The 10,968-nt window shown below is 65.2% G+C and carries 8 protein-coding genes; 7 read left to right on the top strand and 1 reads right to left on the bottom strand.

All coding sequences use genetic code 11. From position 1 onward, the window contains the following. Positions 1-73: 73 nt before the first annotated feature. Genes OCW50_RS24570 through OCW50_RS24560 form a run of 3 tightly spaced genes read left to right on the top strand, consistent with a single transcriptional unit; the run spans position 74 to position 3,914 of the window. Positions 74-463 carry a response regulator transcription factor gene (locus OCW50_RS24570; RefSeq protein ID WP_262271163.1) on the top strand — a complete coding sequence of 130 codons (390 nt, stop codon included), beginning with the start codon at positions 74-76 and terminating at the stop codon, positions 461-463. After that, a complete protein-coding gene (locus OCW50_RS24565) occupies positions 460-1,098 on the top strand; it encodes a chemotaxis protein CheX (RefSeq protein ID WP_373371500.1) in 639 nt (212 codons plus the stop codon). Before OCW50_RS24570 ends, OCW50_RS24565 begins: the two co-directional genes overlap by 4 nt. 41 nt (positions 1,099-1,139) lie before the next feature. Beyond that, positions 1,140-3,914, top strand: coding sequence for a PAS domain S-box protein (locus OCW50_RS24560; RefSeq protein WP_262299323.1), 2,775 nt, complete (start codon positions 1,140-1,142; stop codon positions 3,912-3,914). A 403-nt stretch (positions 3,915-4,317) separates the two neighbouring features. On the opposite strand, the gene OCW50_RS24555 is transcribed toward OCW50_RS24560, so the two are convergent. Continuing rightward, the gene (locus tag OCW50_RS24555; RefSeq protein ID WP_373371502.1) at positions 4,318-5,184 is read right to left on the bottom strand and encodes an IclR family transcriptional regulator; all 867 of its coding nucleotides are present in this window, start codon (positions 5,182-5,184) and stop codon (positions 4,318-4,320) included. Positions 5,185-5,382: 198 nt separating this feature from the next. Between OCW50_RS24555 and OCW50_RS24550 the strand changes: the two genes are divergently transcribed. The 4 genes from OCW50_RS24550 (at position 5,383) to OCW50_RS24535 (ending at position 10,964) form a co-directional block, all read left to right on the top strand. Further along, on the top strand, positions 5,383-6,402 hold the full coding sequence (locus OCW50_RS24550; protein WP_262299322.1) for a TRAP transporter substrate-binding protein: 1,020 nt from the start codon (positions 5,383-5,385) through the stop codon (positions 6,400-6,402). Positions 6,403-6,513: 111 nt separating this feature from the next. Continuing rightward, positions 6,514-8,388 carry a TRAP transporter large permease gene (locus OCW50_RS24545; protein ID WP_262299321.1) on the top strand — a complete coding sequence of 625 codons (1,875 nt, stop codon included), beginning with the start codon at positions 6,514-6,516 and terminating at the stop codon, positions 8,386-8,388. A gap of 101 nt (positions 8,389-8,489) precedes the next feature. Then, positions 8,490-10,127 (top strand): acyl-CoA synthetase, encoded by a 1,638-nt coding sequence (locus OCW50_RS24540; protein ID WP_262299320.1) that lies wholly within the window; start codon positions 8,490-8,492, stop codon positions 10,125-10,127. A 42-nt stretch (positions 10,128-10,169) separates the two neighbouring features. Continuing rightward, the gene (locus tag OCW50_RS24535; protein WP_262299319.1) at positions 10,170-10,964 is read left to right on the top strand and encodes an SDR family NAD(P)-dependent oxidoreductase; all 795 of its coding nucleotides are present in this window, start codon (positions 10,170-10,172) and stop codon (positions 10,962-10,964) included. Positions 10,965-10,968: the final 4 nt, after the last annotated feature.

Here is a 10,968-nt window from a genome sequence, read left to right as displayed (position 1 = left end):
AGCAAATAACCCTTTTCTCTCAAACAAGAGCTGGTCTGTCCGGACAATCCGAACCCGCTGGTGGAGCATGTGAGTGGCTACAACTGTTCTGATCGTCGACGACAGCAAGCTGGCGCGCATCGTCGCCGGCAAGGCATTGGCTGCGCTGCAGCCGGACTGGGACCGCATCGAGGCCGGCAATGCGCAGGACGCCCTCGACATCATCCGCCAGCGGAAGATCGATCTTGCCATGATCGACTACAACATGCCGGAGAAGGACGGCCTTGAACTCGCGGCTGAACTGCGCGCCATTCATCCGACCATGCCGATTGCCGTCATCACGGCCAACATCCAGGACGAGGTGATCGCGCGGGCAAGGGAGGTCAATGCCACCTTCGTCAGCAAGCCTCTGACGGAGGACGGGCTGCGAGGATTCATTTCCGGAGCGGCGCTGCGGATGCGATCGGGCGGCACGCCGTCATGATGAACGACCAGATCTCTCTGACGGAACTCGAACACGATGCTTTGACGGAGCTCGTCAATATCGGGGTCAGCCGCGCGGCCTCGAGCCTGCGCAAGATGATCGGCGAGGAGGTTCTCCTCTCGGTACCGTCCATCGAGATCATGGCACCTCATCACGCCGCCCGGCTGATCGGCGAGCGGGAGACGGACGATCTCGTGGCTATTCAGCAGCGCTTCGAGGGTGCGTTCTCGGGCCGTGCCCTGCTGATCTTTCCCGAGGCCACCGGCCTCGATCTCACCAAGGCGATCATCGGGAACGACGTGCCGCCGGACGAAGTCGCCGCCATGGAGCAGGAGGCTCTTGCCGAAACGGGCAACATCATCCTGAACGGCTGCCTCGCCACCATGGCCAATATGCTGAAGCGATCCCTCAGCATTTCTCTGCCCGAAGTGATCCGCGGCGATGGTACCCGGCTCTTCACCCTCGAACACAATCAGCCGGACGATGGGCTCGTTCTCTTCCTCTACATCAACTTCTCGATCCGGAATCGTGATATCCGGGGCTATATCGCCATGCTGATGGATCTGCCGTCGCTTGCCGCATTGAAGGAGCTCATCGCGAGCTTCATCGATCGGGTGATCGGAGACGAGGCTTAGGCTATGGCATTCACGATCTCATCCGCGAGACTCTGCCAAGAATGACCGCCCCGATCCTGTCCCAGCGCGAGGCCAAACAGGCGATCGACCGGGCCGCCGATGAGCTGCGGCGCGTGGCCGGGCCGGTCTTCGCCGCCTTCGAGAAGTCCGGGCTGCCCATGGTTGCCACGGATCCGCGGGTCTTCGACAATCCCATCGTCTACGTCAACGATGCCTTCTCCAGAGTGACGGGCTACGCTCCCGAGGAGGCGGTCGGCAGAAACTGCCGGTTCCTCCAGGCTCCCGACACGGACCAGAAGGCGATCGCGCAGATACGGGAAGCGATCACCGGCGGCCGGGCGGTCTCAGCGGAACTGCTCAACCGGCGCAAGGATGGTTCTCAGTTCTGGAATCATCTCTTCGTCACGCCCGTGTGCGATTCCACCGGCGAGCCCCAGTTCTTCCTCGCGACACAGGTCGATGTCACCGAGGCGCATCAGTCGCGGACGATGCAGGCTGCCTTCGAGGCGAGCCAGCGAGAGCTGGATCAGACGAACGAGCGGCTGCGCCAGACCCTGACGGTGGCCGGAAGCGGCGGCTCCTGGGACTGGGACATTCCCCAGGGACGCTTCACGGCGGACGCGCGATTCGCGGTTCTTCACGATCTCGACCCCGCCGCGGCGGAGAAGGGCCTTCCGGTCGAGGATTTCTTCAAGTCGATCCATCCGGACGACCGTCGACGGGTCCGCCTCGCCGTCGGGGGCATTCTCAATGGAGCGGAGATCTTCTCGAAGGAGTACCGGCTCCTCGGGTCGGACGGTTCGGTGAAATGGGCCCTTGCGAGAGGGCGCTGCCATTTCGACCACACCGACCGGCCGGTGCGGTTCACCGGGGTGGTCATCGACATCACCGAGCAGAAGCACGTCGAACAGCGTCTCCGGATCGCCCAGAGCGCGGGTGGCGTTGGAACGTTCGAGTACGTGGAGGGCTACGCGACCGTCAACGTCTCGGAGGAGTTCTGCCGATTGCTCGGGCTTCATCCGAGCAGTGCTCTTCCCATCCGGACCGTGAATGCTCTGGTCGAGCCGGGAGATCGTCCGATCGTCGAGCCGAGTTCCGGCGAAACCGCCTCCTATGTGGAGTTTCGAATCAAGCGCGCCGACGACCGGGAGCCTCGATGGCTGGCTCGGCGCGGCGAGTATGTGCGCGATGCGGATACGACAGGCCTGCGATTCATCGGCGTCGTCTACGACATCACGGTCGCCAAGCAGTCGGAGGCGAGGCTTCGCGAACTCAACGAACGTCTCGAGAGCCGCGTGGAAGAGCGGACCCGGGAGCGTGACCGGCTCTGGAGCCTCTCGAGCGATCTGTTCAGCGTGTGCGACGCCGACGGATTGCTCAACGCCGTCAACCCTGCCTGGACGGAACTTCTCGGCTACCGGGAAGACGAGATCGTCGGAACCCGGATCGACACCTGGATCTATGATGAGGACAAGCCGGTCGGGAACAGCCTGCTCCAGGCATTGCAGAGCGGGCGGGCCGTCAAGGACATCGACATTCGGGTCCATGCGAAGGACGGATCGTACCGCTGGATCAACTGGACCTTCGCTCCGGCCGGGGATGTGTTCTACAGCGTCGGGCGCGACGTCACTCAGCGCAAGCAGCTCGAGGAGCAGCTTCGACAGAGTCAGAAAATGGAGGCCGTCGGGCAATTGACCGGCGGCATCGCGCACGACTTCAACAACCTGCTGACGGGCATCGTCGGCTCGCTCGATCTCCTCCAGTCCCGCATGGCGCAGGGACGCCTCGAAAAACTCGATCGGTACATCGGCGCCGCGACGACGTCGGCCAATCGCGCGGCGGCGCTCACGCACCGCCTTCTCGCCTTTGCCCGGCGCCAGCCGCTCGATCCGAAGCCTGTCGATGCCAACCGGCTCGTCCTGTCCATGGAGGACCTGCTTCGGAGAACGATGTCGGAATCGATCCGGCTCAATATCGCCACGTCCGAGAACCTGCCGCTCACGATCTGCGATCCCAACCAGCTCGAGAGCGCGATTCTCAATCTGGCGATCAACGCCCGCGATGCGATGCCCGATGGAGGATCACTCACGATCGAGACCTCCGTCTCCAACCTGGACCGCGTCTATCCGCTCTCCCAGCAGGATGTGGCTCCGGGGCTGTATGTGACGATCAGCGTGTCCGATACCGGTACGGGCATGCCCGCCGACGTCCTGGCTCAAGCCTTCGATCCGTTCTTCACGACCAAGCCGATCGGCGAGGGGACAGGGCTCGGTCTCTCCATGGTCTATGGCTTCGCCAAGCAATCCGAGGGACATGTCAGGATCTACAGCGAGGTCGGCAAGGGAACGTCCGTCAAGATCTATCTGCCCCATCACACGGGCGAGCTGGAAGGGGAAGCGCCCGCCTCCGTGCTGAGCGACGCCCATCGGGCGGAAGAGGGTGAGACCGTTCTCGTGGTCGAGGACGAGCCCGTCGTCCGATTGCTCATCCTCGAGGTGCTGGCCGATCTTGGGTATCATGCCCTGGAGGCGGTTGACGGTCCGTCCGGACTCAAAGTGCTCGAGTCGAAACAGAGGGTCGACCTGCTCGTCAGCGACGTGGGGCTGCCGGGCCTGAATGGCCGCCAGCTCGCCGATCACGCGCGCCTGATGCGTCCCAACCTGAAGGTGCTCTTCATCACCGGCTATGCCGAGCAGGCCGCCATCGCGTCCGGCTTCCTGGCGCCCGGCATGGAGATGATCACGAAGCCGTTCGCGATCGAAGACCTGGCGGTTCGGATCCGTCACATCATCGAGAAGGGCTCGGACAAGCGCTAGAGCCTCGTTCGCAAGATGCGCCCGGCGGTGTTCCGGCCGCTTTCACCGCGACAAGCCCGGTGATGACGTGGCGTGTGTGACCCGGTGCGAACACCCCCCACGTCATGGCCGGCCTTGTGCCGGCCATCCCGATAAGGTGAAGCGCGGCGCTCCACCGGATCGGGATCACCGGGACGAGCCCGGTGATGACGTGGGAGGTGGTGTGAGCGGGTGATGACGTGGAGGGGAGAGACGGCCATCCCGAATGTCCGAGGCTCACATCGTTGAGGCGGCGCATCGTTCGCTTCACGAGCGCGGCCCGCTTTCGTCCTCACAATGCGCGACGCGCTCCGCTTTGTTCGGCAAGCCGCCAGGACGAGGTCGCCCGGCGAGTGACATCCGTCAGGCCTTGCGCGGGTCTCCGTCACGGCGAGCTGCGGCGGACCCGCGCCTGTTTCTCGCCGGGATCTGCCTCGGCCAGACGCGTCTCTATCGAGGACGCTTCCTTTCTGAGCAGCGGGGCGATTTCGAGTTGCCGCTCCCGGCTCAGGCGACTTTCGGTTGCCGCGATGGAAAGGGCTCCGACCGGTCTGCCGTCGGGCCCGTGAATGGGAACCCCGATCGCCCAGGAGTCCGGAAGAAGCATTCCGGGGTTGAGGGCATAGCCTCTCTCACGGGTATCTCGAACGAGACTGCGAAGCACCGGGGGCGAGAAGGGCGGGTACTTCTCCGCAAGAACGTCCGCGTTGGCGGCCAGCACGTCCTCGACCTCCTCGTCGGGCAGGGCGGCCAGCAGGGCGAGGCCACCTGCGCCGACCCCGAGCGGATGCCGGTCTCCCGCATGAAGGGCGTGGACCCTGATCGGGAACGGACCTTCCTCTCTGTGGACACAGATGGAATAGACGTCGCGAGGCACCGAGAGAAAGGCGGTGTCGCCGGTCCGTTGGCTCAACCGGACGAGGGACCGCACGGAGATCGAATGGATGCCGAACCGGGCGCTCGCCAGCGTACCGAGAACGTGGATCTCCGGGCCCAGATAATACCGCCTGGTCTCGAGGTCCTGATCGAGCAGACCCGCGCGCGTCAGGGCGAGAAGCATGCGTCGCACGGTCGGCTTCGACAGGCTGCATTGCTCGACCATTTCGGACAGCCGGGCGCCGGAGGGCCCGGCGCGGCCCACGAGCAGCAGCAAAGTCGCGGCCCGGTCGATCGCCTGTGCCCCGTGGGACGACGGGTTGCTGATGCCCTGAACGGCGATCCTGGCCGAAATGCTCTTCTCGTATTCCAATATATGGACCTTCGATGGCGGCCTTCCCGGGATTCAGCCCAGGTGGCACTTTTTCATTGACAAGGGATCCTATCAGAGTGCCTGCTAGGGGGCCAATGAAAACGCCCGGCAAGCGGCGTGCCTGAATAATCGCAGGTCCGTTATATGGACCATGGTCTTGAGGAAACACACGGGTCCCGGGGACCCGACCAGGAGGGTTACATGATCTTGTCTCGCCGTCGGCTGCTCACTGTCGGTTCGACCGCTGTCGCGGGTGCAGTCGTTGGAGCGCCGTTCATCGCGCGGGCTCAGCAGGCTGAGTTCTCCTACAAATACGCGAACAACCTGCCGGATTCCCACCCGATGAACGCGCGGGCGCGCGAGATGGCCGCCGCGATCAAGGCGGAGACGAACGGGCGGTTCGATCTGCAGATCTTTCCGAGCAGCCAGCTGGGGTCGGACACGGACACGCTCAGCCAGGTGCGCTCGGGCGGCGTGGAATTCTTCACCCTGTCGGGCCTGATCCTGTCGACCCTCGTCCCGGCCGCGTCCATCAACGGGATCGGCTTCGCGTTTCCGGACTATGCGACCGTCTGGAAGGCGATGGACGGCGACCTCGGCGCCTATGTGCGCCAGCAGATCACCAAGGCGAACCTGGTGGTCATGGACAAGATCTGGGACAACGGCTTTCGGCAGACGACATCGTCCACGAAGCCGATCAGCACCCCGGACGACCTGAAGGGCTTCAAGATCCGGGTCCCGGTCTCGCCGCTCTGGACCTCCATGTACAAGGCGTTCGACTCGGCCCCGACGTCGATCAACTTCAACGAGGTCTATACGGCGCTGCAGACCAAGGTGGTCGACGGCCAGGAGAACCCGCTGGCCATCGTGTCCACGGCGAAGCTCAATGAAGTGCAGAAATACTGCTCGCTGACGAACCACATGTGGGACGGCTTCTGGTTCCTGGCGAACCGGCGCGCCTGGGAGCGGCTGCCGGAGGATGTGCGCGCGATCGTCGCCAAGCATATCAACGCCGCGGGCGTGAAGGAGCGTGAGGACGTGTCCAAGCTGAACGGCAACCTGCAGCAGGAGCTCGCCGCGAAAGGCATGGTCTTCAATCAGCCCGATCCCGGCCCGTTCCGGGACAAGCTGCGCAAGGCGGGCTTCTACTCGGAATGGAAGGGCAAGTACGGCGACGAGGCCTGGGCGCTCCTCGAGCGTGCCGTCGGGTCCCTGGCCTAGCCCACTTGGGACCGGGATCCCTGCGCCTGCCGGCGCAGGGATCAGGCAATCGTGCGGCCGGAAGGCGCCTCGGCTTTCCGCATGCCGGAGAATCGTAGGGAAGGTTCGGACATGACATCCTCCGCCCAGGCACTTCCCGCCACAGAACCGCTCATCGTCGCCGAGAGCGACGAGGTTCGGGCCGGATCGCGCTTCCTGAAGCCGGTCGAGATCGTCGCGTCCGGCCTGCTGGTCGCGATCGTCGTGCTTCTGCTGGCCGGCGTAGCCTCGCGCTACGTGTTCTCGCTCTCGGTCGTCTGGATCGACGAGGTCGCGTCCCTCTGTTTCCTGTGGCTCGCGATGCTCGGCTCGGCCATCGCGCTCGACCGCAACGAGCATCTCAGGCTGACCCTGTTCCTGCACAAGATGCCGGAGCGTGCCCAGGCCTTCCTGGGGGCCTTCGCGCCCCTGGTGATCGCCACCTTCCTTCTCGTCCTGATGGTGCCGGCCTTCGACTACGCGCTGGAGGAATGGTACATCACGTCTCCCGCGCTGAATATCCCAAGCACCTTCCGCGTCGCGGCCATTCCGTTCGGAATGGTGGCCATGCTCGGGATCGTTCTGGCATACGCGCTGAAGAACGCGTCGTGGCGCGATCTCGTCGTGGCGGCTCTCCTGATCGCCGCGGTCGCTGCCGCGCTCTGGTTCTTCTCGCCGTCCCTCGTCCGAATGGGAAGCGGCAAGATCATCCTGTTCCTCGTCGTCTTCGTGGCCCTGTGCCTTGCCGCCGGGGTGCCGATCGCGTTCTGCTTCGGCATCGGCACGCTGAGCTATCTGGCCTTCGCCACCCAGGTTCCGATCTTCGTGATGATCGGACGGATGGACGAAGGCATGTCGGGCATCATCCTTCTGTCGGTTCCGATCTTCGTCCTCCTGGGCTGCATCCTCGATGCGACCGGGATGGGCAAGGCGATCGTCGATTTCCTGGCGTCGCTTCTCGGGCATGTGCGGGCCGGAATGTCCTACGTGCTGCTCGGCTCTCTCTTCGTCGTGTCGGGCATCTCGGGATCCAAGGTGTCCGACATGGCCACCGTGGCGCCGGCCCTGTTCCCGGAGATGAAGCGGCGCGGTCACAGCCCGCGGGAGATGATCGCGCTGCTCGCCACGGGCGCCGCCATGGCCGACACCGTTCCGCCCAGCATCGTCCTCATCGTCCTGGGATCCGTCGCGGGCGTGTCGATCGCGGGCCTGTTCACCAGCGGCTTCGTGGTCGCCATGGTGCTGCTCGCGGCCCTGGCAGTCCTGGCGCGCTGGAAGTCCCGCCACGAGAGCATGGAGGGCGTTCGCCGGGCGCCCGCATCCCTGATCGGCCGCACGCTGCTGGTGGCGGCTCCCGCGCTCGTCCTGCCGTTCCTCATCCGCAGCACGGTCGCCGGCGGCGTCGCCACCGCCACCGAGGTGTCGACCATCGCGGTCGTCTATGCCCTGTTCGTGGGCGTGGTTCTCTACGGCGGCATCGGCTGGCGCAAGCTCTCCGGGATGCTGGTCGAGACCGCGGCGCTCACCGGGTCGATCCTGCTCATCCTCGGCACCGCTCTCGCTATGGCATGGGCGATCACGCAGGCCGGCGTCGCGCAGAGTCTCGCCTCCATCATGACGGGCCTGCCCGGCGGCTGGATCGCCTTCATGGCGCTCACCATCGTGGTCTTCATGATCCTGGGCTGCGTGCTCGAGGGACTGCCCGCCATCGTCCTGATGGCCCCGCTCATGTTCCCCATCGCCAAGAGCCTCGGGATCAACGACATCCACTATGCGATGGTCATCGTCACGGCGATGAATATCGGCCTGATGACGCCGCCGATCGGCATCGGCTTCTATCTCGCCTGCAAGATCGGCAACGTGTCGCCCGACGAAGCGATCGGGGCGATCTGGCCCTATCTCGTGGCGCTCATCGCGGGCCTCGTGATCATCGCCACCGTCCCGTGGATCTCGACGGCATTCCTCTGACGCATCCCGCAACCTGCAAGGATGATGGACAGAGCCGTTCGACAAAGGAAAAACTCACCGATGGCACGCCATGGCTTGATCGGTCTTCGGAAATGCCGCCCATGACCGCCTCTCTTCCGAACCCTGCGGGAGGCGTCGTGCCCGTGTCGAAGCGGGTCATGAACCTCGCCAACTTCCTGCACCAGGCGGCCCGGCGCCACGGACCCGATATCGGCTTCGTCTGGGGCGAGGAGAGCTGGACCTGGACCGAGCTCGCCCGCCGCGTCGACGCCATGGCGGCCGCCCTTGCGGCGAACGGGATCGGCAAGGGCGACCGCGTCCTGGTGCAGTCGAAGAACTGCAACCAGATGTTCGAATCCATGTTCGCCTGCTTCCAGGTCGGAGCCGTCTGGGTGCCGGCGAACTTCCGCCAGACGCCCGACGAGGTGGCCTATCTCGCCCAGTCGAGCGGCGCCTCGGCGCTGATCTGCCAGCGCGATTTTCCGGACCATGCGGCGGTCGTCCGCGAGGCCGCGCCCGGCATCCGGTTCGCGATCTCCATCGGAGCCTCGGGCTTCGGGGACGACTACGATGCGCTCGTGGAACGGCACGCCGGCGAGAGCGTGCCACTGGCATCGGTGGAGCACGACGATCCGTGCTGGTTCTTCTTCACGTCCGGCACGACGGGACGGCCGAAGGCGGCGGTTCTGACCCACGGTCAGATGGCGTTCGTGGTCACGAACCACCTCTGCGACCTGATGCCCGGCACGACGCACCGCGACTCGTCCCTGGTGGTCGCGCCCCTGTCCCATGGCGCGGGCGTCCACCAGCTCACGCAGGTGGCGCGCGCGGCCAAGACCGTGCTGCTGTCGAGCGAGCGCTTCGATGCCGACGAGGCCTGGCGGCTCGTCGAACAGTGGCGGATCACCAATCTCTTCACCGTGCCCACCATCGTGAAGCTGCTGACCGAGCATCCTTCCGTGGAAACGCACGACCATTCCTCGCTCCGTTACGTGATCTATGCTGGCGCCCCCATGTACCGGGAGGATCAGAAGCATGCGCTCAAGACGCTCGGCAAGGTGCTGGTCCAGTATTTCGGGCTGGGCGAGGTGACCGGGAACATCACCGTGCTTCCGCCGGCCCTCCACGAGCCGGACGATGGTCCCGACGTGAAGGTCGGGACCTGCGGCTACGAGCGCACCGGCATGCAGGTCTCGATCCAGGACGAGCAGGGGCGGGAGGTGGCGGCCGGACAGACGGGCGAGATCTGCGTCTGCGGGCCGGCCGTCTTCGCGGGCTACTACAACAACCCGGAGGCCAACGCGAAGGCGTTCCGGGACGGCTGGTTCCGGACGGGCGATCTGGGGCATGTGGATGAGCAAGGCTACCTCTACATCACCGGTCGCGCGTCGGATATGTACATCTCCGGCGGCTCGAACGTGTATCCGCGCGAGATCGAGGAGAAGATCCTCACGCATCCGGCCATCGCCGAGGTGGCGGTTCTGGGCGTGCCCGATCGAACCTGGGGCGAGGTGGGCGTCGCGGTCTGCGTGCCGCGGCCGCAGGCGAGCGTGAGCGAGGGCGAGCTTCTCGCCTGGATGGACGGCAAGGTGTCCCGGTACAAGCTTCCGAAACGGATCTTCTTCTGGGAAGCTCTGCCGCGATCGGCCTACGGCAAGATCACGAAGAAGGATATCCGGGCGGAACTCGAGAAGCGCGGGTCCCTGCCGCCGGCCGAGTCGGCGCCGGGTACGACCTGACAGAAACCGCACCATCGTCGTCAGACCCGAGAGGAGAGAACCATGGCGCAGCCGCAGACAGTGCTCGTGACCGGAGGGGCGTCGGGGATCGGGCTTGCGGTCGTCGAAGCCATTCTCGCCGAGGGGTGGCGCGCCATCGTGGCGGATCTCGAACAGAACAGCCTGGATCGCTGCAGGGAGGCACTCTCGCCGGCCAACAACCGGGTGCGGTTCGAGCGGTTGGACGTGGCCGACGAGGAGGAAGTCGTCCGCACGATCGCGGCCTGCGAGGCGGAGTTCGGACCGATCACGGGCGTCGTCAACTCGGCCGGGATCGGTCGCGATGTGCCCGCCCTCGACACGAGCGTCGATCTCTTCCGCAGGATGCTCGAGGTCAACCTGATCGGCAGCTTCGTCGTGTCTCGCGAAGCCGCCAAACGGATGCGGGACCGCGGGAGCGGTTCGATCGTCAACATCGCGTCCGTGTCCGGCCTCGTAGGCAACAAGGGGCGCGTCGCATACGGGGCCTCGAAGGGCGGCGTCATCACCATGACGAAGGTCATGGCGGTCGAACTCGCTCCCCTCGGGATCCGCGTGAATGCCATCGCGCCCGGACCGATCGAGACACCGCTCGTCCAGGAGGTCCATACGCCCGACGTGCGCGCGGCCTGGATGACGACCGTCCCCCAGCGCCGCTACGGCTCGCCGGACGAGATCGCCGGCGCCGCCGCGTTCCTCCTCGATCCGCGAAAATCGAGCTACATCACCGGGCAGACCATCTGCGTGGACGGCGGGTTCTCCATCGCGGGCATTCTGGCTCCCAAATCGGATGCAGCCGCCCGCACCGGACAGGAGTGAGCGC

It is taken from the genome of Microvirga sesbaniae (genome assembly GCF_025460805.1).
Classification (GTDB): domain Bacteria; phylum Pseudomonadota; class Alphaproteobacteria; order Rhizobiales; family Beijerinckiaceae; genus Microvirga; species Microvirga sesbaniae.
The sequence above is the reverse complement of the archived record's forward strand: the minus strand, read 5'-3'. Positions and strand labels throughout refer to the sequence as shown.

What these genes read in the sequence shown, in the direction of transcription:
- OCW50_RS24565 (WP_373371500.1), top strand. Translation starts at nt 460, where the DNA reads ATGATGAACGACCAGATCTCTCTGACGGAACTCGAACACGATGCTTTG.
- OCW50_RS24560 (WP_262299323.1), top strand. Translation starts at nt 1,140, where the DNA reads ATGACCGCCCCGATCCTGTCCCAGCGCGAGGCCAAACAGGCGATCGAC.
- OCW50_RS24550 (WP_262299322.1), top strand. Translation starts at nt 5,383, where the DNA reads ATGATCTTGTCTCGCCGTCGGCTGCTCACTGTCGGTTCGACCGCTGTC.
- OCW50_RS24545 (WP_262299321.1), top strand. Translation starts at nt 6,514, where the DNA reads ATGACATCCTCCGCCCAGGCACTTCCCGCCACAGAACCGCTCATCGTC.
- OCW50_RS24540 (WP_262299320.1), top strand. Translation starts at nt 8,490, where the DNA reads ATGACCGCCTCTCTTCCGAACCCTGCGGGAGGCGTCGTGCCCGTGTCG.
- OCW50_RS24535 (WP_262299319.1), top strand. Translation starts at nt 10,170, where the DNA reads ATGGCGCAGCCGCAGACAGTGCTCGTGACCGGAGGGGCGTCGGGGATC.